21 protein-coding genes, 1 tRNA gene and 1 pseudogene are annotated in these 23,726 nt (G+C 64.2%); 12 read left to right on the top strand and 11 right to left on the bottom strand.

What is annotated here, in order from left to right; genetic code table 11:
• The first annotated feature begins 28 nt into the window (after nt 1-28).
• The gene (locus QX073_RS15035; protein WP_315718667.1) at nt 29-637 is read left to right on the top strand and encodes a bifunctional transcriptional activator/DNA repair enzyme AdaA; all 609 of its coding nucleotides are present in this window, start codon (nt 29-31) and stop codon (nt 635-637) included.
• Between the two features lie 204 nt (nt 638-841).
• Here QX073_RS15035 and QX073_RS15030 read toward each other — a convergent pair whose 3' ends face one another.
• Both QX073_RS15030 and QX073_RS15025 read right to left on the bottom strand, forming a co-directional pair.
• Nucleotides 842-2,194 (bottom strand): IS1182 family transposase, encoded by a 1,353-nt coding sequence (locus tag QX073_RS15030; protein ID WP_316225969.1) that lies wholly within the window; start codon nt 2,192-2,194, stop codon nt 842-844.
• Between the two features lie 120 nt (nt 2,195-2,314).
• Complete coding sequence (locus tag QX073_RS15025; protein ID WP_315723447.1) at nt 2,315-2,791, bottom strand: hypothetical protein; 477 nt, start codon at nt 2,789-2,791, stop codon at nt 2,315-2,317.
• A gap of 279 nt (nt 2,792-3,070) precedes the next feature.
• Here QX073_RS15025 and QX073_RS15020 point away from each other — a divergent pair, with 279 nt between their 5' ends.
• The 4 genes from QX073_RS15020 (at nt 3,071) to QX073_RS15005 (ending at nt 6,054) form a co-directional block, all read left to right on the top strand.
• Nucleotides 3,071-3,505, top strand: a complete 435-nt coding sequence (locus tag QX073_RS15020) for a hypothetical protein (protein WP_315715829.1) — start codon at nt 3,071-3,073, stop codon at nt 3,503-3,505.
• A gap of 367 nt (nt 3,506-3,872) precedes the next feature.
• Nucleotides 3,873-4,319 carry a hypothetical protein gene (locus tag QX073_RS15015; RefSeq protein ID WP_315715830.1) on the top strand — a complete coding sequence of 149 codons (447 nt, stop codon included), beginning with the start codon at nt 3,873-3,875 and terminating at the stop codon, nt 4,317-4,319.
• 215 nt (nt 4,320-4,534) lie between these two features.
• Nucleotides 4,535-5,314: a class I SAM-dependent methyltransferase gene (locus tag QX073_RS15010; RefSeq protein ID WP_315715831.1), complete on the top strand. Its 780-nt coding sequence runs from the start codon at nt 4,535-4,537 to the stop codon at nt 5,312-5,314.
• A 257-nt stretch (nt 5,315-5,571) separates the two neighbouring features.
• Nucleotides 5,572-6,054, top strand: coding sequence for a hypothetical protein (locus tag QX073_RS15005; protein ID WP_315715832.1), 483 nt, complete (start codon nt 5,572-5,574; stop codon nt 6,052-6,054).
• A 287-nt stretch (nt 6,055-6,341) separates the two neighbouring features.
• Here the strand turns inward: QX073_RS15005 and QX073_RS15000 are convergent, their stop codons facing one another.
• Complete coding sequence (locus tag QX073_RS15000) at nt 6,342-7,265, bottom strand: LysR substrate-binding domain-containing protein (protein ID WP_315715833.1); 924 nt, start codon at nt 7,263-7,265, stop codon at nt 6,342-6,344.
• 100 nt (nt 7,266-7,365) lie between these two features.
• Here QX073_RS15000 and QX073_RS14995 point away from each other — a divergent pair, with 100 nt between their 5' ends.
• Nucleotides 7,366-8,772, top strand: a complete 1,407-nt coding sequence (locus QX073_RS14995) for an MFS transporter (RefSeq protein ID WP_315715834.1) — start codon at nt 7,366-7,368, stop codon at nt 8,770-8,772.
• Nucleotides 8,773-8,840: 68 nt separating this feature from the next.
• Here the strand turns inward: QX073_RS14995 and QX073_RS14990 are convergent, their stop codons facing one another.
• Both QX073_RS14990 and QX073_RS14985 read right to left on the bottom strand, forming a co-directional pair.
• Entirely contained in the window at nt 8,841-9,116 is a 276-nt protein-coding gene (locus QX073_RS14990; RefSeq protein ID WP_315715835.1) for a conjugal transfer protein TraD, read from the bottom strand.
• A 1-nt stretch (nt 9,117) separates the two neighbouring features.
• A pseudogene (locus tag QX073_RS14985) lies at nt 9,118-9,444 on the bottom strand (conjugal transfer protein TraD).
• Between the two features lie 169 nt (nt 9,445-9,613).
• Between QX073_RS14985 and traA the strand changes: the two are divergent.
• A complete protein-coding gene (traA, locus tag QX073_RS14980; RefSeq protein ID WP_315715836.1) occupies nt 9,614-12,625 on the top strand; it encodes a Ti-type conjugative transfer relaxase TraA in 3,012 nt (1,003 codons plus the stop codon).
• A gap of 128 nt (nt 12,626-12,753) precedes the next feature.
• On the top strand, nt 12,754-12,969 hold the full coding sequence (locus QX073_RS14975; protein ID WP_315715837.1) for an AlpA family transcriptional regulator: 216 nt from the start codon (nt 12,754-12,756) through the stop codon (nt 12,967-12,969).
• A 382-nt stretch (nt 12,970-13,351) separates the two neighbouring features.
• On the opposite strand, the gene QX073_RS14970 is transcribed toward QX073_RS14975, so the two are convergent.
• From QX073_RS14970 to QX073_RS14950, 5 genes are all read right to left on the bottom strand, one after another.
• Nucleotides 13,352-14,599, bottom strand: coding sequence for a tyrosine-type recombinase/integrase (locus QX073_RS14970; RefSeq protein ID WP_316225968.1), 1,248 nt, complete (start codon nt 14,597-14,599; stop codon nt 13,352-13,354).
• Between the two features lie 185 nt (nt 14,600-14,784).
• Nucleotides 14,785-14,860 (bottom strand) — tRNA-Thr (locus tag QX073_RS14965).
• Between the two features lie 150 nt (nt 14,861-15,010).
• Nucleotides 15,011-16,888, bottom strand: coding sequence for a heme biosynthesis protein HemY (locus tag QX073_RS14960; protein ID WP_315750568.1), 1,878 nt, complete (start codon nt 16,886-16,888; stop codon nt 15,011-15,013).
• Between the two features lie 7 nt (nt 16,889-16,895).
• Nucleotides 16,896-18,194: a hypothetical protein gene (locus QX073_RS14955; protein WP_316225967.1), complete on the bottom strand. Its 1,299-nt coding sequence runs from the start codon at nt 18,192-18,194 to the stop codon at nt 16,896-16,898.
• A gap of 50 nt (nt 18,195-18,244) precedes the next feature.
• Entirely contained in the window at nt 18,245-18,973 is a 729-nt protein-coding gene (locus tag QX073_RS14950) for a uroporphyrinogen-III synthase (protein WP_315825732.1), read from the bottom strand.
• A 140-nt stretch (nt 18,974-19,113) separates the two neighbouring features.
• Here QX073_RS14950 and tsaD point away from each other — a divergent pair, with 140 nt between their 5' ends.
• The 4 genes from tsaD (at nt 19,114) to QX073_RS14930 (ending at nt 22,349) form a co-directional block, all read left to right on the top strand.
• Nucleotides 19,114-20,181, top strand: coding sequence for a tRNA (adenosine(37)-N6)-threonylcarbamoyltransferase complex transferase subunit TsaD (gene tsaD, locus QX073_RS14945; RefSeq protein ID WP_316169975.1), 1,068 nt, complete (start codon nt 19,114-19,116; stop codon nt 20,179-20,181).
• A 214-nt stretch (nt 20,182-20,395) separates the two neighbouring features.
• Entirely contained in the window at nt 20,396-21,376 is a 981-nt protein-coding gene (locus QX073_RS14940; RefSeq protein WP_315750570.1) for an NAD(P)H-dependent glycerol-3-phosphate dehydrogenase, read from the top strand.
• 175 nt (nt 21,377-21,551) lie between these two features.
• The gene (locus tag QX073_RS14935; protein WP_315750837.1) at nt 21,552-21,965 is read left to right on the top strand and encodes an EVE domain-containing protein; all 414 of its coding nucleotides are present in this window, start codon (nt 21,552-21,554) and stop codon (nt 21,963-21,965) included.
• Nucleotides 21,966-22,133: 168 nt separating this feature from the next.
• Entirely contained in the window at nt 22,134-22,349 is a 216-nt protein-coding gene (locus QX073_RS14930; protein ID WP_042340486.1) for a dodecin family protein, read from the top strand.
• A gap of 227 nt (nt 22,350-22,576) precedes the next feature.
• On the opposite strand, the gene QX073_RS14925 is transcribed toward QX073_RS14930, so the two are convergent.
• Complete coding sequence (locus QX073_RS14925) at nt 22,577-23,080, bottom strand: DUF2059 domain-containing protein (RefSeq protein WP_315729398.1); 504 nt, start codon at nt 23,078-23,080, stop codon at nt 22,577-22,579.
• Nucleotides 23,081-23,726 lie beyond the last annotated feature (646 nt).

The following is a 23,726-nucleotide window of genomic DNA, read 5'->3' as shown; positions in this document are numbered from 1 at the left end:
GATGGCGTCGTAGCAATTGGAGCGTGTTGTGGCTCGCCGGAATCGGACTCCGTCGTCGGCTTTAACGGACATCGGGAGGCTTGATCCCGTTGTATGCGAACGTGCCCGAGTGAGTCGCGACAAGAGCTATGACGGCCTGTTCTTCTCAGGCGTCCGAACCACGAGGATCTATTGCAGGCCGGTGTGCCCGGTGCGCCCCGCCAAGGCCGAAAACGTGACGTTTTATCTTTCGGCAGCTGCAGCTGAGCAGGAGGGATTTCGACCATGCCTCAGATGCCGCCCCGAAACGGCACCGTTCTCTCCAGCTTGGAAGGGCTCACGGACGACAGTTGAGCGCGCCCTACGTCTGATTAGCAGTGGTGCACTAGACGATGCGAACATCGAAACACTCGCAGAACGTCTCGGCATCGGACCGCGGCATCTATCACGCCTATTCAAAAAATATGTCGGCGCAAGTCCCGCCCAAGTCGCGCGAACGGGGCGTGTTCAACGAGCAAAGCGTCTCTTGGACGAGACGAAGCTTCCGATGACCGAGGTCGCACTTAGATCAGGATTCTGCAGCCTACGGCGTTTCAACAGTGTGTTTGCTGAGGTATACAAGCGTCCACCGACTTCGATCCGGCGGGCGAAGGCTTGATCCGCTAATACGAACCCGCCCGACGTCTGATGTTGTCCCATCTGGGACCTTCGGGCCGGCGCCTGGAACGCCTACTGCTGGATACAACCGGACGTAAGTTACTGGCCGACCGGAAGGTGGCTTTTGACCGATTCCGTTGAAAAAGTCGGCAGTAGTTTCGTCGTGAACGCCATCTGTTTCGAGGACGAATTGGCGCGTTGTGGTTCACGCGGGCGTCAGCGCGGGCATCGGGATCAGCTTGGCCATCTTACGAAGGTTCTGAGCGGCTGCAGCGAGGGTGAACTCGTCGCGTGCGCCGTTCGGCCCTCTTAGTCGCAGCCGATCTAGCTTGAGGATGCGCTTGAGATGCGCGAACAGCATCTCAATCTTCTTGCGGAGCCGGCGTGAAGTGCGGCCTTCCCATGAGCTTGCGATCTCGCGTGCCATGTCGCGAGCGCCCTCGTAGATCGAGCGCGGCACTTTTCGGGCCGGGGTGTTGGGGCAACACCTGCTTCTTAGAGAGCATGCTTGACAATCGCGCTTGCTCGCACGGTAGAGGACCGTCGTGTCGTTGTTCACCAGCGTCCCTGTAGTGGTGAGGGGGTTGCCAGCGGGGCAGCGATAGACGTCCCTGGTATGGTCGTAGGTGAAGGCCTCACGCGAGAAGGTCCCGTCGGTGCGGGCCGACTTGTCGAAGACGGTCACGTGCGGCTCGATCCCATGCTCGCAGACCAGCCAGCCGAGCATCTCAGCGGAGCCATAGGCGCTGTCGCCCAAAAGTCGGCTTGGATAAAGATCGAACCTTTCGATTGAACGCTCAATCATGCGCTTGGCGGCCAATACTTCTGCCTGGCGGATCGCCGTGGTCGCTTCGACATCGACGATGATCGCATTCTCGACGTCGACCAGATAGTTCGTCGAGTAGGCGAAGAAGGCTTGGCCGCCGTGCGCTCCCGTCCAGCGCGCCGCCGGGTCGGAGGGCGATACAAACTTGGGCGTGACCTCCGTCGCGGCACCGAACGCGGCATCATCAAGAACGGCAAGATACTCGTCGATCGCTCGACCCGCAGCCTCCGGCGGAAGCCTCTTATCGCCTTCGATTCCCTTCTGCCGATTGGCATCCGCCTTGATCAGGCTCGCGTCGACTGCGAACCCTTCGCCGCCGATCAGGCGCTCCCGGATGCAGCGGCGCAAGACGGTCTCGAACACGCGACGGAAGAGATCGCTCTCACGGAAGCGGCCGTGCCTGTTCTTCGAGAACGTCGAGTGATCGGGGACAGCTCCATCCAGACCCAGCCGGCAAAACCAGCGGTATGCCAGATTGAGATGGACTTCATCGCAGAGGCGCCGTTCCGATCGGATGCCGAAGCAATAGCCGATCAAGAGCATCCTGATCATCAGCTCCGGATCGATCGAGGGCCGCCCGATGTTGCTGTAGAACGGCGCCAGCTCCCGCCGTAAGTCCTCAAGGTCGACGAACCTATCGATCGACCGCACGAGGTGGTCGGCTGGGATGTGCCTTTCCAGCGAGAACTCATAGAACAACGCAGCCTGTTCGACTTGCCGATGCCCCATCATGACCTTCAGTCCTGCCCACTAGACAGACTGAATCACCGATATCTCTGCGTCGCAACTGCTGACTTTTTCAACAGAATCGACCCTGAGCAGACATCCCGGTCAGATGCGGACTGATAGCACTCAATGGACCTTTGCATCAGCCTCAATATGCTCGACGGATCGCATCGTATTTTTGAGGTGTTCGGCGCGTTCGCGGACCAGCCAATAGATCAAGCCTCCGATCGCGCCAGAAATCAGAACTGGGAGTCCGTTTGCCTCTAGGGCCAGCGCGAAGCCTTCCGTGAAGCTTGGATGGCCGCGCGCGGGGAATAGGCCTCCCAAGCAACCCCAAGCGAGGATCGCTGCGAGAGCCGAACCGCTGGCGCTGTAGACTGGTCCTCCAAAAGGCAACCATCGCGACATCCCCGTGATCAAGCACCAAGGCAAGAACATCAGCAAAAGCGCCAACGCAAAGACATAGGGCCAAACCTGCAAGGTCTCGCTCCCAACTTCAATGAGGTTCAGCCCTTTTCCTGCCGGATCGCGGGAGTCGCGACAGGCCATCCAAACGGTGAAGACCGCTGATGACGTTGCGCTCGCGGCAAAATAGGCAGCCAAGCGGGCCACTATCCTCATGCCATCGTTCCCCTCTGATGCCCGGATCATCTGGATGATTGCACGGCTCCCTTTGAAGGCCCAGGTCGGCTTGTGGCCCGTTCCGGACCTTCCCGAGGGCGCCGATGATGTCCCCTCTCGGGGTAGGGCCGGAAATCTGCATCCGAGGACCGATAGGCTGCTTGTGACCCGAAGCCGACTTAATCAGAATTGAGCCGAACGCTTAATCGGGCAGCAACTTTAGCACACTAATCAGTGTCCGTATGACCCTGGTAACCGCACATGCCTCATGAATTGCTGAGCGGCATTCTCGGAAGCCTCGCAGCAGAGGTCGCTTCTAAGATTGCTCCTGCGCGACAGGGTGGCGAATTTGCCGAAGTTCCGGCTGAAACACTCCAGCGGCAGAACCGCCGGCTTTATCGTTACCTGTTGGCTAGTGGCTGCTTGGGGTTTGCCACTCCCTTGTTGGCTCTTGCCATAGGGAGTGAGGACGCGCCGTGGCGCAACGCCTGGTTAACCGGGGTTATTTTCGGCCTGCCATTTCTGATCATGTTGATCTTCTTGGCGCTCGTCTGGGCGACACGAGGCAGCAAAAGGGCAACGGAGCTTTTGTTCTACTTCGAGAGACAACAGCGGACTCACATCTACGTTTTCTACCTGTACGCCGTGCCGCTAGCGGTGCTGGGACTCACATCCTCGGTGCTGGTGTGGCTCTAAGCACCGCTAACGAGATTACATTGAAGCAGAAGCATCTCGTTGCTGAAGTACTTTGCTGGCGTAGAATGTGACCACTTTCCCGGGTCAAATGTCCGTCTAGCCAAAAAGGTCGGCAATCGGCATGTCGCCTATTGGCCCCTCGCGGACCTTTCCAGTCGGGACGGTGACGTCTGCTCCCGGAGGTCGACCGGAAGCAAGCCGTCCAGGGGGCAAAAGGACCGGCTTTGACCTAAACCGGACCTTCGTTCGCACCGCTGTCATTTTGGGGTTGCAAAGCTTCAGTCAACGTATGCTGGTACGTTGAGGGAGAGTACCGAGGCATCGTGGCCTCCTGGAGTACAAGCAATTTGGCACTTTGCGGCGACCAGTGAGTCAAACGACGGCCGATCTGCCCGACATCTCGTATCCCGTGCTTTGTTGGCGAGAGGGCTACATCTATCTGGCTGCGACGCCACTCGAACTCTGTGCACATCCCCGCTCGATGTTTGAGGAGACGGCCCAACGCGCCCGCGCTGGCGAATGGCACTTAGTAGACGCCGACGGCCGGTCGTTCGATGTTCTAGACTTTATTCGTGTTCGCCCGTTCGGCGGCATCAGAGCCATCGGACCATGGTTGCTGCGTTCGATTTTTGCGATTCCGGTGCTGGCCAATGAAGCGAGGCTGCCGCTGTCCGAGTTTAAGAAAACGCTGATCGGCGCGATCAGGATTCGCTATCAATATGACTCCGATAAGGCACCGGCGGCACGGGCCATCAGGCTTCTGCAATCTGCTGATTCGTATGCAGCGGCTATCGACGCGCTGCCAAAGAGGTGACGGCGACAAGTAGCCCTTCGCTTTTGTCGCGTTTACTTCCGCTGCTGGCCCGTCCCGGACCTTCGGTCCCGCCGGTGATGTCGGCTTCCGGGCCTCGACCGGAATAAGGGAGCCGGGCACCGACCGCCGGCTTTTTGACCCGAAGCGGAAGTGGGCTGTTGGACGGGCAGACGCCGCTCAGGTTATGTTCCCTAACCGCCAAAAGGGGGCAAACGATGGAGCAGCGTTTCACATTCGATCAGGTCGCGAACGTATACAGGGCCTCACGACCCGATTACCCTGAGGCTCTGATTGACGATGTCATGTCATTTGCAAACCTAGAGCCAACCGATGCCGTTCTTGAAATTGGCTGTGGAACGGGTCAAGCAACAAAAAGCTTTGCGAAGCGGGGTTTGCAGATCGTCGCCATTGATCCCGGATCGGAAATGATCCGCTACGCGCGCGAGACTTTGGCGAGTTTTGCCAACGTGAAACTAGCCGAGGCTACTTTCGAGGCGTGGCCAGTTGGAAATTCAGTGTTCGCTCTAATCTTTGCGGCACAGGCGTGGCACTGGGTATCCCCGGAAGTGCGGTTCGTAAAAGCCGCCCAACTGCTTTCGACTAACGGAACACTGGCCGTCTTCGGGCACGTGCCTGTCGGACTACCCTCACATTTACTGGAACGGTTTAAGCAAATTTGGCTACGTCACACGGGCTCGTGGGGGGCGCCGCCCGAAGCTTGGTACCTACCGAACGGCCCGTTTAAGGACTGGTTTGACCAGTCGCAGTTGTTCGGGCCCGTTGAACACAAGTGCTATCTGTGGAAATGGCAGCACACGGCGTCCAGCTACACCGAGTTTCTGAGCACGCGGTCGGACGTTCGGTTACTCGCGGCAGAGACGCGTGAAGACCTGCTCGATGAAATTGCAAAAGCAATCGACGATCAAGGAGGCGGCCTCGACATCGATTATGAAACGCATCTTTACATTGCTCACCGTATTGATGGCGACAAATAGCCCTTCGCGTTAGCCCATTTGTCGCGTTCACTTCCGGTTCTGGCCCCCTACGGACGATCCAGAGCGGCATTGAGAATGTCCGCTTTCGCGGTTTAACCGGAAGCGAGCCGTCAGACGATCAGAAGGCAGCTTTTCGAATCGGACATCGTTAGTTTTTAGTAACGGCCGCACAAAAGATGCTCTCCTTCGATTTCCGCTTCCTTGTCCAAGAGCGGTATTGAGTGCGGCGTGGGCAATGTCGGCAAGCGACCAGGAAGATGAGAACAAAGCTCGCAATTGCAATGCTTCTGAGCTTCGGTGTGATCGTTCTAGGCCACGCGTACCTTCGCGGCTACGCACCCTTCACCGCTCAATTTGTGCAGACATGTGATAGAGCAATCAAGGAGCGGTTGGTTGCTCCGTCCACCTATGAGCGGATCAGCGTAGACGAGTCTCGGAAGACAATCACGTTCGACGAGTTCTTCAAAGACCCGATACGGCGAGTGTCCGAGGCAGCCAAGAAAGCCATTGCCCAAGTCGAGCGAGCTTCGCCGGTTCAGTATATCGCGCTCATCGATTACCAAGCTCAGGATCGTATCGGTGCCATCATTCGCGAAAGCGCAACATGCACTTTCAACTCACTTGATGGGAGTGACATGCCTGAACGTACAGGTTTTGTGCAGGTCGACGGCGAACATAATATTACGTGGGCTGCGAGGCAGCCGAACGCGGCCGCGCTCCTATCGCGCCTGGGACGGTGACTGGTGGTCGGCTATTGGCCCATCACGTCGATCCTGCGATTGATCGAAATGGCCGCTATCGAGGGGTAACCGGACCACCAGCGGAATCGGGAAGACAGTCGCCCATGAGGCGTAGCGGAAGATCGTAGTCCGTCGCTGGTTATCCGGCCGGATCGCTTTGGCGGCCGCTGCATCATAGAGGTATAGCGAAGCAGTAGTGCCCATCTTCATCGGCCGTGGTGCGCCATTTCGATTGGGTACACCGTAGTTGCGGAGCAATTCAGAGGTCTGCGTTCTGCGCATCGTGTTCAAGCCGAGGGGCAGTTTGCCGTAACCAATGTTTCTCGAGAAAGCCAATTGACTAAAGTCCGGATAGCTCGATCACCGGTGAGTTCTGGACGCCAACGTGCCACATGGACTTTGCTCGAAGACACGTGAGGCGTCGCCAACAACGCCGGTACGAGGCGGCCATCGGCGACTGCGTCGGCGATCAGAAGCGAGCGTCCAAGCGCGACCCCGCCGCCTTCGACGGCAGAGGTGAGGCAAAGCCCGATATCACGCAGAACCGGCCCGCGGGAGACGGCCTGGTTCACGCCAAGTGTCTTGAACCAGAATTCCCAACTCCACTCACCGGCGGGATCGCTCCCCTTGCGAATCAGCGGAAGCTCAATCAGACCGGCCGGATTCGCCAGCGGCTTGCCTTCAGGCAGCACACGTGGCGCGCACACCGGAACCACCCGTTCCTGAAACAATGGCGCTTGAGTCGAACTGGGCCGTGCTTCGGCAAGCGACGTCCAGACGATACGAAGATCGACTGAACTCGTCGCGTCCTGCTCCGCTTGGATTGGCTCGAACTCGACATCGATGTCGGGATGCTCCGACTGAAACGATGGAAGTCGCCTGACGAGCCACCACGCGGCGAACGCCGGGCCTGAACCCAATCTGACGGTTTGGCGGCTGGCGCGGCGGCGCAGACGAGGCTCCAGTCCGGCCATGGTGTCGAGCAACATCGCAAGTTCGGCTCGCAGCAAACTTCCTTCGGCGCTCAGCTCGACCCCGGGATTGAGTCTGCGGAGCAGAGTCGTCCCGTAAAATGTCTCGAGCTGCCGAATTCGATGACTGACCGCGCTCTGGGTCACACCAAGTTCTTCAGCCGCGCGAGTGAATGAGCGGTGGCGCGCGACGGCGTCGAACGCGACCAATGGAGCAAAAGGTGGAAGGCGACGGACCATCGGAGCAAGAAGTGATCAATGAGAACCACATGATACAGTTTCATGAGATTTTGAGAATGCTTCATTCGCTGCCAAGCCGTTTTTCCGCCAGCCTAAGGCGATGGCAGAACATCTCGAAATTGCGCTGGTTGAGGATCCGACAATCGCGGATAACGGTTCTTCTTCACGATTGCCGCGGTTTGCGCTTCTTGCGGCGAGTGTCAGCGGATTCCTGTTCCAGGTCGATCTCACGGGCCTGGCCGCAGCGCTACCGGACATCGCCAGCAGCTTAGGGGTCCCGGTGCAAGACCAGGCCTGGATTATCGACATCTACAGCCTCGCTCTCATCTTCGCGCTTCCGGTTGCCGGTCCGTTTGCAGACCGACACGGGCGGCGAAGAGTGTTCATTGGCGGCGGCGTCTTGTTTGCTCTCTCCTCGGCACTGTCTGCGGCGTCGACCACGTTCGAGAGCCTGCTGGCGTGGCGCGTGCTGCAAGGCGTCGCAGGCGCTGCGATCACGTCGGCGGCTGCGGCGCTACTCGCGGCCGCTTATCCGGGTAAGCGACGCGCCTGGGCCTTCGGCATCTGGGGTACGGTCATCGGTGGCTCAATGGTCGTCGGACCACCGCTCGGAGCAATCATTGCCTCCTATGCTGGCTGGCCGTGGATCTTCTGGATCAATCTTCCGCTCTGTATGGCGCTCGTGGTCTTCGCCTCGCCGCTGGCGGAATCGGAACGTGTCGGCTCTCAACCGCCAATGGATTGGCTCGGGCCGAACCTGCTAGCGCTAGTCGTCGGTTCCTCAGCGTACGCGCTCCTCTCATCAGGCGGATTTCGTGGGATAGCATTGGCTACAACCGTGCTCGCTTCTTGTGCGTTCTGGGTCGTAGAGCGCAGGCACCCGCGGCCGGCCTTTGATTTCGGACTGTTTGCGTCGGTTCCGTTCCTTGCCCTTTGTATCACCGCTATTGCAAGTTCGATCGGTTACTGGTCCTTGCTCGTCCATCTGCCGCAGATGATGCGCGGGCCGATGGGGCTCGATGCAAGTCGCTCCGGATTGCTGCTAACCGCGCTCACCATACCAATGCTCCTGCTGCCTAGTCTGGGCGCGCGCTTGTCGCAGTGTATGCCGGCACGGTTCTACTTCGGCGGAGGACTGACGGTGGTTGGCGTCGCGGCATTGTTCCTGGGAGCCATTTCAAGGGATCTATCCAGCTCGGCAGCGACGTGGGCCGTGGGCGCGATGCTGCTCCTGGGCGGAGCGGGGTGCGCACTGTTCAACGCTCAGATCACGGCCTTCTCGGTTTCCTCGGTTCCAGCCGATCGAGCGGCGACGGCTGCCGCCATGTGTGTCACAATGCGTCAGGTGGGCTTTGCTTTCGGCATCGCGCTGATAGGAGCCGTCCTGAATCTGGGCGGTAGCGGCCTGTATCCACCCGCTTTTCTTCTCGTCGGTGCGATCACGCTTGTGCTTGGTGCAATTGTGTTTGCCTTGCTCTCAATTCCTGTCGCAAGGGAGCTGCAGTAAAGCGGCAAACCAACTTTGCAGTTGATATTAGGATCGTGCAATTCACCAAGCGGGCTGCTGCGGAAGCGTTAGTCGGCCAACGTGCGATTGTCGCGCATTCTACGAACTGTGCGCGTTTCCATTGCAGGGTCCGTTTCGAACGCTTGTTTTCCCTTCGCGGCCCAAAGCTCACGTGCCCGTTCGCCCTCACCGCTTTTAAGCTTGTCAGCCATCCAAAGCAGCGCGCCCAAGATCGTGGAACGGTCGTCACCGGTCAGGTCCACGATGCCGGCTTTGACCACGAGGCCGCCGAGTTCGATGAGGTGCCGGGTGCGCTTGCGGCGTTCGACCTGCCACGCGCGCATGTCATGTCGCGCTTTTGCGGCTTGATGCCGGTTGCGCGCCGTCCGGTTGCCCAGGAGCGCCGTCCGTGTTGCGGTCAGTTGCTGGCGCATTTCAGCGCGTCCGTCCTTGAAAAAACGCGGCGCCGCGCTTGGCCCATGCCTCCCTCTTCCCGGCCTCCTTCGTCTCGGCCAGCACGATCAGCGCGCCTGCCAGTTCTTCAGCCGTCAGTGTGTCAGCTCCGGTCGCGATGACCAATTCGCCGAGCTGGCGCACCTTTCGAGTTTTCAGCCCGCGCGCTTTGTCTTCGAGTGCCTTCAGATCCGCATCAAAGTCTCGTGGCTTGCGCATCATCGTCTCCATGAGCTCGATGGAGAAATAATAGGCGAGCACACCGCAGAATGCTGTAAGGTCATCAGGACGAGCTGAGACGGGGTAGTCCCTCCCGAGATTTTTTCGAGGAGGGCGCGCTTATACGTCGTTCCGACGTGCGCTTCGCTGTGCCAGTGATCTGGTCGCGATGGCGATCTATCATCTTCACGTCAAGGTCATTGGCCGAAAGGCCGGGAGCAGCGCGGTAGCATCGGCGGCCTACCGCTCCGGCTCGCGGCTGCGTGACGAGCGGCTCGGCCGCGATCAGGATTTCTCCGCCAAGCGCGGCGTCGTTCATTCCGAGGTCATGCTGCCGGAGAACGTGCCGGAAGCATGGAGCGACCGCGAGCGGCTTTGGAATGACGTCGAAGCGCACGAAATCCGGAAAGATGCCCAGCTGGCCCGCGAGGTGGAGTTTGCGCTTCCGCGCGAGATGAGTGAGGCGCAGGGCATCGAGCTAGCCCGCGATTTCGTTCGGAGCGAGTTCGTGGGTCTCGGTATGATCGCCGATCTCAATGTGCATTGGGACAGGGCGGAGGACGGACTGCCGAAACCTCATGCCCATGTCATGGTGACCATGCGCTCGGTCGACGAGAGCGGCTTTGGCAATAAGGTACGGGACTGGAACCGTACGGAGATGGTCGAGCGCTGGCGCAGACGCTGGGCCGAGCTTGTCAACGAGCGGCTGGCCCAGCTCGACATCGACGCGCGGATCGACCATCGCAGCCTGGAAGCCCAGGGCATTGCGCTGGAGCCGCAAAGCCAGATCGGCGCGCCCGCCAAACGGATTGAGATCCGAGGCATTGCGGGCGACGAGTCTGAGGCCGACCGGGCCGAGATGCACCGCGAGATCGCGCGCAACAATGGCGCGCGGATCATCGCTGATCCCTCCCTTGGACTGGACGCGATCACCCAGCAGCAATCGACCTTCACGCGCCGCGACCTGGCAAAATTCGCGCACCGGCACAGTGACGGGCTCGACCAGTTCGATGCGGTCATGGGCGCGATACAGGGAACGCCCGATCTGATCGAACTCGGTAAGGACGCCCGCGGCGAGGATCGGTTCACAACCCGCGGAATGATCGAGACGGAACAGCGCCTGCACCGTGCCGCTGAATTGTTGGCGGGAGGGGAGCGCCTCGAGGTGCGAGATGCGGAGCGCAGGGCGGCTTTGGCGCGTGCGGAAGCGCGCGGCCTGGTGCTGTCATCCGAGCAGGTTGACGCCTTGGCGCACGTCACGGGTGGACGCGATCTCAGCGTCGTGGTCGGCCATGCCGGGACGGGAAAGAGCGCGATGCTGGGGGTGGCACGGGAGGCGTGGGAAGCGGCTGGCTTCGAGGTCCGGGGCGTGGCGCTGTCCGGCATTGCCGCGGAAAACCTTCAAAGCGGATCGGGCATTGCGTCGCGCACGATTGCCAGCCTGGAGCACGGCTGGGGACAGAGCCGTGATCTGCTCAAATCGAGCAATGTGCTTGTCATCGACGAGGCGGGGATGGTCGGCACGCGGCAGCTCGAGCGCGTGCTGTCCCATGCCGCCGAGGCTGGCGCAAAGGTGGTGCTCGTCGGCGATCCGCAACAGCTGCAGGCGATCGAAGCGGGAGCGGCCTTCCGGTCGATTTATGAGCGTCACGGCGGCGCCGAGATCGGCGAAGTGCGCCGTCAGCGGGAGGACTGGCAGCGCGGTGCCACGCGCGATCTAGCGACCGGCAAGGTGGATCATGCGCTCGGAGCTTACCGCGCCCATGGCTTGGTGCACGAGGCCCAGACCCGCGAGCAGGCTCGAGGGGATCTGATCGAGCGTTGGGACCGCGACCGGCTGGCCTCGCCGGATCGGAGCCGGATCATCCTCACCCATACCAACGAAGAGGTCCATGCGCTGAACGAGACGGCGCGCGAGCGGATGCGGGCAGCGGGCAATCTCGGCGACGAGGTGGAGGTGACGGTCGAGCGCGGCACGAGAGACTTTGCGGGCGGCGATCGGGTCATGTTCCTGCAGAACGAGCGCGGGCTCGGCGTCAAGAACGGCACGCTCGGAACCATCGAGCAGGTCAGCGCAAAATCCATGACCGTGCAGACCGACGATGGCCGATCCGTGCGCTTCGACCTCAAAGATTACAATCGGCTCGACCATGGCTATGCGGCGACGATCCACAAGGCGCAGGGCATGACGGTGGACCGCGTCCATGTGCTGGCGACGCCCGGCATGGACGCCCACAGCAGCTATGTCTCCCTGTCGCGGCATCGCGACAGCGTCGACCTGCATTATGGCCGTGACGACTTTGCCAATGAGGTTCGGCTGGTCCGCGCCCTGTCGCGCGATCGCGCCAAGGACATGGCTTCCGACTACGACCGTGCCGATCCGATCCAAAGCTACGCCGAGCGGCGTGGGATCACGTTTCGCGAGCGCGTGGCCGAGATCGTACGCAAGGTCATGCCGGAGAAGCTGCGCGACATGTTCGACGGCCTTCGCGTTCCTGGGGAGGTGTCCGACCGATATGGCGGACAACGGCCCGAGCCCGGGTCGCCGGAAAGGGAAAGGAGTGGTACGGCAACCGACCGGCGTGAACCCGAAGTGCCGGCAAGGAACGTGGCGCAAGATCCCGAGGTGGAAGCACGTCGCGTCCGGACCCGGGCGCTCGTGCGCCATGCCCGCGCCGTGGATGCGATCTTCGCGGAGCGGAAGATAGGCAGGCAGGCAAGTCCGGAGCAGGTGAAAGAACTACAGACGGCCCGCCATGCCTTCGAGGCGGTGCGGCCTTATGGCTCGCATGACGCCGAAGCCGCCTACCGAAACAACCCGGAGCTCGCCCGTAAGGCGGCGGCCGGTCAGGTCAGCCCCGCCATCCGTGCGCTCCAGATCGAGACCGAACTTCGCACCGATCCAAGCCGGCGCGCCGATCGCTTTGTGGAGCGCTGGCACAAGCTTGGCCACACCAGTCAGCGCCTATACCAAGCTGGCGACATGTCCGGCTACAAGGCTGCGCGCTCGGCAATGGGCGACATGGCCAAAAGCCTCGAACGCGATCCGCAATTGGAATCCATCCTCGCCGGCCGCAAGAACGACCTCGGCATCGCGTTCGAATCCGGCCGCCGGCTCGGCCAGGAGCTAGCCCTTGCCCACGGTATCGGCCTTGGAAAAGACCGAGGCCTCGAACGCTGACTAGGCCTATCTGCCGCCGCTTGGGCGCCACGCCCCGACAAGTCGAAAACCCAATTGCACGCCCGCCAGGCGGTGGCCTCTCTTCTCTCAGCAGCCGTCAGAACCAGCCAGCAGGAGGCAGCCCGGCCATGCGCGAAGCGGACCGCATCATCCGTTTGAAAACCGTTCTCGCGAGGACCGGGCTGTCGCGGTCCACGATCTACCGCAAGATCGCCGAGGGCACATTCCCGGTTCAGATCAAGATCAGCACCAATGGCAGCGGTTGGCATGAATCCGAAATCAACCGGTGGATCGCAGATCCTGTCTCGTGGCGACCGAGGGGCGCGCTCGGTGAAGTCCGGTGACGAGAAGATGAACGTCAATCGTCGTTGTCCTCGAAACGCATGATCAACAACGCGCGCGTCCGCCGTGGCGGCAGCTTGCCCTATTCCTTAGAGAGGCGCGTCTTCGGCCCGTTGCTGATTGGACCGTCAATCGGTCCTAGTTCTGCGCTGATAGCAACAGGCTTGTCCTGCGCTGACAGAGGGGCTTCTCCACGCAGCCAACTCCGCGTTTTCTGATCCGTTCTTGGTGAAATGCCGGCGTCCCATTGTTCACCAAAAGGGCCGCCGCCATAAGCTCACTCGTGTCGTACCCCAATCGATGTGTACCCGGAGGTGCTGACCGGATTATCGGATAGCCTTCCTATCCCCGCACACGATCTTAACGTACTAGGCCCACCACTGCTCACGCTGACGCTTCCTTGAATTGCAATATGCGCGCACCCTGGCGCAGCGCATCGAGATAGTCGGCCCACCACGTCATCAGTTTCACACGCTCATCCCAATAGTCGCCGCGGGCGTAGGCCCGGCGCACAGCATTCGGCTCAACATGCGCCAGCGCAGCCTCGATGGCGTTGATGCTCCACTTTCCGCTTTCGTTGGCCAGGGTCGAAAAGGTCGAGCGGAAACCGTGAGCGACCATCTCGTTGTTCGAATAGCCGAGACGGCGCAGCGCCGCACACAGCGTGTTTTCGCTGATCGGCCGCGTCACCGAACGCAGGCCCGGGAAGACAAGCCCGGCCACGCCTCGCCCTGTGATCGGATGCAGATCCCGCAAAATGGCGGTAGCCTGCGCTGGAAGCGGGACGCGGTGAGGTCTGCGCATCTTCGTCCGCTCGGCGGGGATGTTCCACACGGCAGCGTCCAGATCAAACTCAGCCCATGTCGCGTGGCGCAGCTCGCCCGGCCGCGGCGCTAGCAGGGCGATCAGTTGCAGCGCGGCCTTCGTCGTTGGCTGGCCCTGAAAGCCGTCAATCGCCCGCAGCAAGCCGCCGAACGCGACAGGCTCGATAATCGCCGCCCGGTGCTTCGGTTTTGGAGCTGCGATTGCGCCGCGCAGCGCTTGGGTCGGGTCCGCATTGGCACGGGCGGTCGTGACAGCATATCGAAATACGGCACCAATGACCGCCCGCAGGCGCTTTGCCGTTTCGAGCTTGCCGGCCGCTTCCAGTGGTTGCAGCACCCGCAAGACTTCGCCAGCGGAGACGTCGCCGATCGGCAGCGGTCCCAGATCGGCCTTGGCCAGGCCGAGCAGCCATTCCAGCTTGCCAGCGGTCGCAGTCGCAACGCCCTCCCGCTTCTTCTTGGCAAGCAGCTCATCGGCCAGAACACTGAACGTGTTGGCCTGAGCCTCGGCGCGCGCCGCCTTCACCTGGCGCTTCCGGATGGCGGGATCGATGCCGTCCCGCAAGAGGCCCGCAGCTTCGTCCCTTAGCCTTCTGGCAGCTTCCAGTGGCACACCGGCCGGGGCCTTGCCGTATTCGCCAAGGGCGAGCTTCTTCTGCTTGCTGCCGAACCGATACGCGAAATTCCAGAGTTTGCCACCGCTTGGCGTAAGCCACAGTTGCAGGCCGCCCCCGTCCGAGAGCTTCACTAGCCGCCCACTAGCCTTGGCGTTCCTAACGGCAGCGTCCGTAAGTTTTCCACTCGCCATGCCACGCACCAACTGTTGGCCTTTTCAAAGCTACATCGCCCGAAAGGCCAACAAGGAGGCCAACAATTTCATCGGCTGTCAACGAACGAGAACAAACCGTGACGGCCACGAATGACCGAAAATGTTTTGTTTTCAGTACCTTGTCGGCGAGAAACGAACGAGGGAGGACGGCTGCGGAAGGGGGGTGGTGCCGCAAGAGGGACTCGAACCCCCGACCCCGTCATTACGAATGACGTGCTCTACCAGCTGAGCTATTGCGGCGAACCATAGCGGCGAGCGCCCGGCACGAGGCCGGACGACGCGGACGCGCTCCTGATATCGGGCGGACGGCCCGTTGGCAAGGACAACGCGCGCGGCCGCGGCTCCGAAACGAACCGGTGTGACCGGGACGGCGGGAGGGCCTGACGGTCCTCAGCCGCCGAACCGCGACCAGAACCCGCGCCAGCCGCCGGCCTGGGCCTTGGGCGCGATCTGCTCGGCGAACTCGTCGCGGGGCTGGTCATCGTCATCGACACCGGGATCGTCCGGCGGCCGCATGATCGGCACGATCGCCTGGATCGGCGTCTCCGCCGGCCGGGCGAGATCGTTGCGGGTGCGGAACAGCGGCGTCGGCGCGGCTGCCGCCGTCTCGGCCGGCTTGGCGGCGACCGCGTTCGGCTCGGCCTCCGTCTCCGGCTCCGATTCGGCCTCGACGGGACCCGCGGCCTGCAACGGCGGCGCCGGCTCGGCGGCGACGGCCTCGATCAACCGGCTATCCTCAGCCATGTCCACAGGGATATCCACCGGCTTGTCGACAGGCTTGTCCACGGCCTCGGCCGGTTGTTCGGCCTGCTCGGGATCGGCCGCGACCACCGGCCGCGGCGGCTCGTTGTCCTGCAGCGCCGGAGTGATCACCACGGCCTCGCGCGGCGGCTCGACCGCGGCTTCGGCCACGGTGGGCCGGGCCGGCGGCGCCAGCACGGCTTCGGCGAAGGCCGAGCTTTCGATCACGCTGCTGCGCTCCGAGGGCAGGCTCGCCACCGGCGTCTGCCATTGGAAGGCGTCGAGCCGGCCGGTGACCGGCGAGATCGGCTGCCAGCGATCGCTGACATAGCCGTCCGCGGTCCAGGCCGGGTCGTGGCGGGCGCGCACCGCGCGCAGCGCCCATTCGCGCGCCTTGCCGGCGTCGCCATGCTCGGTGCGCTCCAGCTCGGCCATCAGCATCGCCACGCGCTGGGTCGGATCCTCCGTGAACGGCGCCAGCGCCTCGCGGGCGCGGCCGAATTCGGCGGCGTCGATCGCCGCGCGCGCCACCGCCAGCGCGCCTTCGACATGGCCGGGCGTCCGCGCGGCCAGGTTCTCCACCCGCGCCAGCCGCTGCGTGGCCGAATCGCCGAGCCGCACATGGGCGTAGGCATCGGCGAGATCCGGATGCGGACACGCCGCCCAGGCCGCCTCGATGATCTTCATCGCGCGCCGCACCTGGTGCGCCTCGCTCTCGAACTTCGCCGCCAGCACCGCGGCCGGCACCAGTGTCGGCGCCAGCTTCACCGCCTCCATCGCGCTCGAGCGCGACAGGTCGCGATCCCCGGTCTCCAGCGCCAGCGCGCGCGCCGTCAGCAGCACGCCGCGCTGACGGCGGTAGGTCGGCTTGTCGATCATGCCGGCGGTGTAGTTGCCGTCGAGGATCGAAAGCGCTCCGTCCCAGTCGGCCTCGGCGCAGCGGAAGCCGAGCACGGCATGCGAGGCCCAGGTGGCGTTGGGCGCCAGCCTGAGCGCTTCGTCGGCGATCATCACCGCGGCATAGGCGTCGTCGGCGCGCTGCGCCTCGATGAACAGGCCGCGCAAGCCGAGCAGGCGGGTGTCGTGGCGCTCGGCCATGGCGCGGAAGGCGCGCCGGGCGCCGTCGCGGTCGCCTTCGAGCTGCGCCGCCTGGGCGTGCAGGAGCAGCGTCAGCGGATCATCGCCGGCCAGCCGCTTGGCGGTGTCGGCGTGCTGCCGCGCCGCCGTCGAATCGCCCTGGCCGATCGCCAGCAGGCCGTGGGTGATGGCGTGCCGCCCGCGCTGATGCCGGCGGGCGCGGTGCGCCTTGCGGATGTGGCCGGGCGCCCGCAGCAGCGCGCTGATCAGGTTCCAGACCAGCACGCAGGCCGCGATGGTCAGGCCGAGCGCCAGCACGAACACCGGCAAGGTCATGGCGATCCGCCACGGGCCCCAATTCAAGACGACGTCGCCGGTCTGCTCGGCGACCCAGGCCGAGCCCGCAGCGGCGAGCCCGACCAGGATGAGGAAAATGACGATCCGGAACATGGGCGTCCTATTGCGCGGGTTTGGCGAGCGCGGTCATCGCGTCGTCGGCGAATTTGCGGGCGGTCGACAGCGCGGCGTCGCGGGCATCGGCGCGTGCGAGCCAGTCATTGGCGGGGGCGCGATCCTCCGGCGAGAGACCCTTCAGCTCGCGGCGGGCCTCGGCGAAATCGTTGCGCAGCGCCGCCGCGGTGATCCGTGCCACGACCGCGCCGCGATCGGTGCCGGCGCCGTCGGTGCGCTCGACCTTGACCAGGCTCGAGGCGCCGGCCGAGAGCTTGCCGAGGATCGAAGTCCCCGTGGTGCTCTCGGGCGCCGGCGGCGAGAGCTTCGGCACGATGGTGAGCAGCTCGCGGCTCAGTGCCGCGGGGCTCGGCACGCCGGTCGTGGCGAATGCCTCCAGCGGCTTCAGCGCGACCGCGTCGGGCGCCAGCGATCTGGCGGTGGTCAGCGCCGCTCCATAGGGATCGCCGTGACGCACGGCGACGTCGAGCAGGGTCGCGGCGACCACGCGGCGCAGCGGCGCATCGTCGGCCGGCTTGGCCGCCTCTGAGAGCTTGGCGCGCTCCTGTGCCAGCGCCGCGCTCTGGCTCTTGCTCGCCCGCTCCAGCGCGTCGATGCGCGCCGTCAGGCCGGAGAGATCGACCGGCTCGGGCGCCGGCGCGGAGCCGTCCCGCGGCTGCGCCCGGACATCGTTGAGGGCCGCCACGGTCTTGTCGGCCTGCGCGCGCAGGCCGGCGACGTCGTTGCGCAGCGCTGCAATCGTCTTGTCGGCGGCATCGAGCCGGCCGGTCACGGCGCCGTCCGGCTTGCCGACGCGCTGCTCCAGCCCGGCGACGCGGGAGGTGAGCTCGTCGATAGCGGCGGACTGCGGCGAGATCGCCGAGGGCGGCTGCACAGGCGGCCAGCCGAGCATCCAGCCGACGCCGATCACCAGCGCGGCCGCGGCCGCGCCGGAGAACGGTGCGATGATCCAGGGCGACACCGGACGCGGCGGCGGGGGTGGAGGAAGCTCGGCGTGCGGCGGCTCGGCCGCGGCGACCGTCTCCTCGGGCGTCTCGCTGGCGGCCGATTCCGGTTCGGCGTCACCGGCGCCATGCGGATGCGACTGGCTCGCCGCGCCCGACGACCCCTCGGCCAAGGCTTCGGCCGGGGCCGACCAGGGCGACGTGGTCGGCCGCTCGGCCGCGCTCTCGCTGGCCGACGGGCGCTCCTCGCGCGAGGTCGGCTCCAAATCGATGGTCGGCGGTGGCCGTTTCGGCCGCCCGGTGTCGGAGGCCGGTGCAGCGGTGTCGGGTTCATCGACCATGGTGGAAGTTCCCTGGCTGAGGCAAGATTGAGCAGGCCCTCTTACGCCATTCACGACCGTAGCGCACGGGTCAGGCCCTCCAGCATGTCGTTTTCATCCGGATGCGCCGCGATTGTGACCTGGGTGGCGCCGGCCTCGCGCAGCACCTCGGCGACATTGGCCGACAGGCAGCCATGCGGCACCGCCAGCGCCGAGATTTCGACGCCGTCGGCGCGGATGGCCGCCACGAACGCAACCGCGCTCCGCCGCGAATAATGCAGCACCGCCTCGATCCGGTTGGCTGCGAAGGCGTCGCAGACCTCGCGCGGCAGGGTGGTCACCTGCGCCATGCGATAGACGGTCTGGGTGATCACATCGAAGCCGCGCTCGGCGAGTTCGGAGGCGAGGTCGCGCGAGATGTCGGCGCCGGCGAGATAGAGCAGGGTGGCCCTGGCCTCGATGACGCCGCTGTCTGCGATCAGGTCGCGCAACGCGGTCGCATCGGCCGCGGCCGAGATCACCTGCGTGAAGCCGGCCTCGCGTGCGGCTGCGGCCGTCCGGTCGCCGACCGCGAACAGCGGCAGGCGCAGCAAGGCGGACGCCCTGAGCTGCGGCGCCGCCGCGCGCAGCGCGTTCGATGACGTTACGATGAGTCCGGCGGCATCGCCGCCGACGTCCGGCGGCAGCGCGACCGGCTCGAAGCGCAGCATCGGCGCCAGCAGCACCTCGAAGCCACGCGCGCGCAGGGCGCTCGCGGTGCGTTCATTGTCAGGGGCGGGACGGGTCACCAGCACGGCCATGTGCTATGCTCCCGTCGAACACGGATCGGCCGGGCTGCAACGGACGGACGATTGCACCTGGCGACCTCGTGGTGTTAGGCGGTTCTGCGCACTCATAATGACCAAAAGGGTTGAGATTGGGTAACGAATCGCAAACGCTCGTGCTGGGCATCGAAACCACCTGCGACGAGACCGCCGCGGCGGTGGTGGCGCGTGATTCGGACGGCAAGGGGCAGATCCTTTCCAATGTTGTGCGCTCGCAGACCGACGAGCATGCCATCTATGGCGGCGTGGTTCCCGAGATCGCCGCGCGCGCCCATGTCGACATGCTCGACCATCTCATCGACGCGGCGATGCGCGAGGCCGGCATCGACTATGCCGCGCTCGGCGGCGTCGCGGCGGCGGCCGGGCCGGGCCTGATCGGCGGCGTCATCGTCGGCCTCACCACCGCCAAGGCGATCGCGATGGTGCACGACACGCCGCTGATCGCGGTCAACCATCTCGAGGCGCATGCGCTGACGCCGCGCCTCACCGATGCAATCGACTTCCCCTATTGCCTGTTCCTGGCCTCCGGCGGCCACACCCAGATCGTCGCGGTCGCCGGCGTCGGCGATTATGTCAGGCTCGGCACCACCGTCGACGACGCGATGGGCGAGGCGTTCGACAAGGTCGCGAAGATGCTGGGTCTGCCCTATCCGGGCGGACCACAGGTCGAGCAGGCCGCGCGCAACGGCGACGGTCAGCGCTTTGCCTTCCCGCGTCCGATGCAGGGCCGCAGCGATGCCAATTTCTCGCTGTCCGGGCTGAAGACCGCCGTGCGTAACGAGATCAGCCGGCTCGGCAAGGTGAGCGAGCAGGACATCGCCGACCTCTGCGCCAGCTTCCAGGCCGCGGTGCTGGACTCGACCGCCGACCGCCTGCGCGTCGGCCTCGATCTGTTCAAGCAGCGTTTCGGCGCGCCGACCGCGCTGGTGGCCGCCGGCGGTGTCGCCGCCAACCAGGCGATCCGCGGCGCACTCGACGATGTCGCGCAGCAGGCCGGCACCCGCCTGATCATGCCGCCGCCGGCGCTGTGCACCGACAATGGCGCGATGATCGCCTGGGCCGGGCTGGAGCGGTTGGCGCTAGGGATGGTGGACGGCATGGACGCCGCGCCGCGCGCGCGCTGGCTGCTGGATGCCAATGCCAGCGTGCCGGGCAAGTTCGCGAATACGCGGGCGGGGTTTTGAGGGTGATGGAATTGCTTTTTCATCCTGCACGAAGCGGCTGGATCGCCCTCGGCTGTGATGTGGCAAGCTCCTGCACCATACGCGGTGCGCTCCCCTCCCCCTTGCGGGGAGGGGTCGGGGGTGGGGGTGGCTCCATAAAAATTCTCGCTCGTGGCACCCCCCTCCCCAACCCTCCCCCGCAAGGGGGGAGGGAGCGCAGCCGAATCCGCGGCGAATGACTCGTTTCCAAACGATCTCCATCGTCGGCGCCGGTGCGTGGGGCACGGCGCTCGCCGCCGTCGCCGCGCGTGCCGGCCGTGAGGTCACGCTCTACGCGCGCGACAGCCACCACGCCGCGCGCATCTCTGCTGCCCGCGAAAACCCGCGACTGCCCGGCATTCCGCTCGCCCCCAGCATCGCCGTGACCGCCGATCTCGCCGAGGCCGCCCGCGCCGACGCCGTTCTCATCGTTGTCCCCGCCCAGCATCTGCGCGGTGCGGTCATGCATCTCGCCCCGCTGCTCCGTCCGGGCACGCCGCTCGTCGCCTGCGCCAAGGGCATCGAGCACGGCACCCATAAATTCATGACCGAGGTGATCGCGGAGGCCGCGCCGAACGCGATCCCGGTGATCCTGTCCGGCCCGAGCTTCGCCGACGACGTCGCGCGAGGGCTGCCGACCGCGGTGACGCTCGCCGCGCCCGACGAGGCGCTCGCGGCCGACCTCGTCCATGCGCTGGGTTCGCCGACCTTCCGGCCCTATCATTCGACCGACGTGCGCGGCGTCGAGATCGGCGGCGCCGCCAAGAACGTGCTGGCGATCGCCGCCGGCATCGTTGCCGGCCGCAATCTCGGCGCCTCGGCGCTGGCGGCGCTGACCACGCGCGGCTTCGCCGAGTTGGTGCGGCTCGGCCGCGCCTATGGCGCGCGCAGCGAGACCTTGACCGGCCTGTCCGGCCTCGGCGACCTGATCCTCACCTGCGCCGGTCCGCAATCGCGCAACTTCGCCGCCGGCCTCGCGCTCGGCCGCGGCGAGCCGCTGCCCGCAGGCAAGCTCGCCGAGGGACAATACACCGCGCCCGTGCTGGTCGAACTCGCCACCTCGCGCGGCGTCGAGATGCCGGTGGCGCAGGCGGTCGCCGCCATTCTCGCCGGCACCGTGACGATCGATGCCGCGATCGAGGCGCTGATGATGCGCCCATTCAAGGCGGAGGAGTGAGGGCCGCCGCGCGACCGACGTCATCCAGCACGACGCTCTCTCCGCCGTCATGCCCGCGCTTGTCGCGGGCATCCATGTCTTGGATAATGCGCCGAGCAGTGCGACGTGGATGGCCGGGACCTCCCAGCGCTTCGCGCTTTTGCCTGGCCAGGACGAGTGGAAAGAGACGACCATCATGAACTACTGGCTGGTGAAATCCGAACCCTCGGTATGGTCGTGGGACCAGCAGGTGGCGAAGGGCGCGAAGGGGGAGGCCTGGACCGGCGTGCGCAACTACACGGCGCGGCAGAACCTGGTGGCGATGAAGAAGGGCGACCTCGCCTTCTATTATCATTCCAACGAGGGCAAGGAGATCGTCGGCATCGCCGAGATCATCAAGGAAGCCTATCCTGATCCGACCGACAAGACCGGCAAGTTCGTCTGCGTCGACATCAAGGCGCACAAGCCCTTCAAGACCCCGGTGACGCTCGCCGCGATCAAGGCCGACAAGATGCTGAGCGAGATGGCGCTGGTGAAGCAGTCGCGGCTGTCGGTGCAGCCGGTCACGCCTGCGGAATGGAAGCACGTCTGCAAGCTGGGCGGCGTGTAGGGGCGCAAGGGCTTGTGAGACGCGCAAGGCGTTAGCGCTACTCGTGGTAGCTCCGGACCTGCGGCTGCCATGGGTAGGCTGCGTCCTTTCAGGCGCCGCGCGATGATGCTACGTTCAGTTGTGGCAGGGAGCACCTGCTTCCTGCTCCATACCGAACAGGAGACCGACATGTCTGACAGCGTCTACAAAGTCATCGAGCTGATCGGTACCAGCAGCGAATCTTGGGAAAGGGCAGCTACCAACGCCGTCGAGCAGGCGGCGAAGACACTCCGAGACCTGCGTGTCGCAGAAGTGGTCCAGCTCGATATGCAGCTCGACGCGAAGGGGAAGGTGGAAGCCTATCGAGCCAAGCTCAACGTGTCGTTCAAGTTCGAAGGCGCATGAGCTGACCATCGACTTGCGTTGTCGTTCGCCGGACTATCGGCCCGCGGCAAGGTTTGAGCCTGCAATCCGGTGTCGTGCCCGGCATCGGGGGCATGACCGTGGACGTCTCGGTTCGGCTTCCCGGGGATGGCGAGGCGGGACGGACCACAAGCCTGTCATACGGAAATTGCCCGTCGCGCCGGTTATGTCGCAGGGCAGCGCCGCTGCATGACGATCGGGAGTTCGGATCAAAGATCGAGACCTTTCTTCCTCAGTTCATCGACCATCTGCTTCCTGATCTCTTCGCCGAGAGCTTGACCAAATTTCTGCCCGGCAATGCTCGACTCCTGGGTGACGGACGGCAGCTTCTGCAGGACTCGTTGACCTGTCGGGGTCCTGTAGAACTCAGCCATGGTCCTGAGGTCGTCCGCCGAGAAGTTCCTGGCATAGACGACCGCGATCGCATCCGAGAATTCGGAAACCCTGCCCTGAAAGGCCTGGGTGAACTTCGGGATCAACGCATCATATTGCAGAGCGACCTCGGCGCGCCCCTGGACGATCGTCGGTCTCAGGTTCTTCAGAATGATCGGCAACAGGGCTGTCGCCTGGTCATTCATATGCATCACGGAGACCAGCTCTTTCGCGGCCGCCAAGGACTCCTGTGATGTCGCTTGGGCTCTTGCCGATGGCGGCGTTGCGGCGGTGAGCCAAATGGCGGAGGCGACGACTACGTACCGACAGCGATGCTTCATCCTGATCCCCCATGTGCCGGCTGCAGCGGCGATCGCTGTTACGGCCGGGTTCCAATTCTTAAGATCAGCCGGAGCCAGCGAACAGTACCGCTAAGCTGTGTTTTCTGCCGCTGCAACCGGATTGGCATCCCCGCGCTATTGTGCGGATCAAAGCCTGCTCTGTTGCCCGTCGGGCAGTTTCCGCATTCCCGACATGCGCGAATTGCCCGTCGTGTTAGTTTGTCGCACGCTGTCGGCATTGCACCGTCGGGCAAATCACCTGCACATTTCCGCACGTCCCTGCTGCCGCATGAGGGACGTTTCGCGACCGTCACGGATCGTTGGCAGTGGGATGCGATGGGCGTGGGTCGACGCAGCGTGAGCTGATCGCGCAGACGAACGGCGATGCACGCACGGTCAAGTCGCGCGGTCCTGATATCCCGACGCTGATATCAAGCGGGTGCCGATACCCTCAGCGTGTCGCGCTCGTGATGGTGGCCAGACAGCCCGGCGCACCAGGGAGAACGCGAAGCAGCCGTTAAAACCAATCGCGCAGGGAGGGCCGGGTGTGTTCGGCCAGACCTGTGGTGCCTGCCGCCAGCATTTTCTTTCGCTGGCGGGCCACGGGCGCGGCCAGCGCCCGGCCTTCCCTGCGCCCTCTGTTTGA

The sequence above is a fragment of the Bradyrhizobium sp. SZCCHNS3052 genome, assembly GCF_032484495.1.
Taxonomy (GTDB): domain Bacteria; phylum Pseudomonadota; class Alphaproteobacteria; order Rhizobiales; family Xanthobacteraceae; genus Bradyrhizobium.
This window is presented reverse-complemented; position numbering and strand designations above follow the sequence as displayed.

Excerpts from the sequence above, each read along its gene's own strand:
- QX073_RS15030 (WP_316225969.1), bottom strand. The coding sequence starts at position 2,194 with ATGATGGGGCATCGGCAAGTCGAACAGGCTGCGTTGTTCTATGAGTTC.
- QX073_RS15020 (WP_315715829.1), top strand. The coding sequence starts at position 3,071 with ATGCCTCATGAATTGCTGAGCGGCATTCTCGGAAGCCTCGCAGCAGAG.
- QX073_RS15010 (WP_315715831.1), top strand. The coding sequence starts at position 4,535 with ATGGAGCAGCGTTTCACATTCGATCAGGTCGCGAACGTATACAGGGCC.
- QX073_RS15005 (WP_315715832.1), top strand. The coding sequence starts at position 5,572 with ATGAGAACAAAGCTCGCAATTGCAATGCTTCTGAGCTTCGGTGTGATC.
- QX073_RS15000 (WP_315715833.1), bottom strand. The coding sequence starts at position 7,265 with ATGGTCCGTCGCCTTCCACCTTTTGCTCCATTGGTCGCGTTCGACGCC.
- QX073_RS14995 (WP_315715834.1), top strand. The coding sequence starts at position 7,366 with ATGGCAGAACATCTCGAAATTGCGCTGGTTGAGGATCCGACAATCGCG.
- QX073_RS14990 (WP_315715835.1), bottom strand. The coding sequence starts at position 9,116 with ATGCGCGCGTGGCAGGTCGAACGCCGCAAGCGCACCCGGCACCTCATC.
- traA (WP_315715836.1), top strand. The coding sequence starts at position 9,614 with ATGGCGATCTATCATCTTCACGTCAAGGTCATTGGCCGAAAGGCCGGG.
- QX073_RS14975 (WP_315715837.1), top strand. The coding sequence starts at position 12,754 with ATGCGCGAAGCGGACCGCATCATCCGTTTGAAAACCGTTCTCGCGAGG.
- QX073_RS14970 (WP_316225968.1), bottom strand. The coding sequence starts at position 14,599 with ATGGCGAGTGGAAAACTTACGGACGCTGCCGTTAGGAACGCCAAGGCT.
- QX073_RS14960 (WP_315750568.1), bottom strand. The coding sequence starts at position 16,888 with ATGTTCCGGATCGTCATTTTCCTCATCCTGGTCGGGCTCGCCGCTGCG.
- QX073_RS14955 (WP_316225967.1), bottom strand. The coding sequence starts at position 18,194 with ATGGTCGATGAACCCGACACCGCTGCACCGGCCTCCGACACCGGGCGG.
- QX073_RS14950 (WP_315825732.1), bottom strand. The coding sequence starts at position 18,973 with ATGGCCGTGCTGGTGACCCGTCCCGCCCCTGACAATGAACGCACCGCG.
- QX073_RS14940 (WP_315750570.1), top strand. The coding sequence starts at position 20,396 with ATGACTCGTTTCCAAACGATCTCCATCGTCGGCGCCGGTGCGTGGGGC.
- QX073_RS14935 (WP_315750837.1), top strand. The coding sequence starts at position 21,552 with ATGAACTACTGGCTGGTGAAATCCGAACCCTCGGTATGGTCGTGGGAC.
- QX073_RS14930 (WP_042340486.1), top strand. The coding sequence starts at position 22,134 with ATGTCTGACAGCGTCTACAAAGTCATCGAGCTGATCGGTACCAGCAGC.
- QX073_RS14925 (WP_315729398.1), bottom strand. The coding sequence starts at position 23,080 with ATGAAGCATCGCTGTCGGTACGTAGTCGTCGCCTCCGCCATTTGGCTC.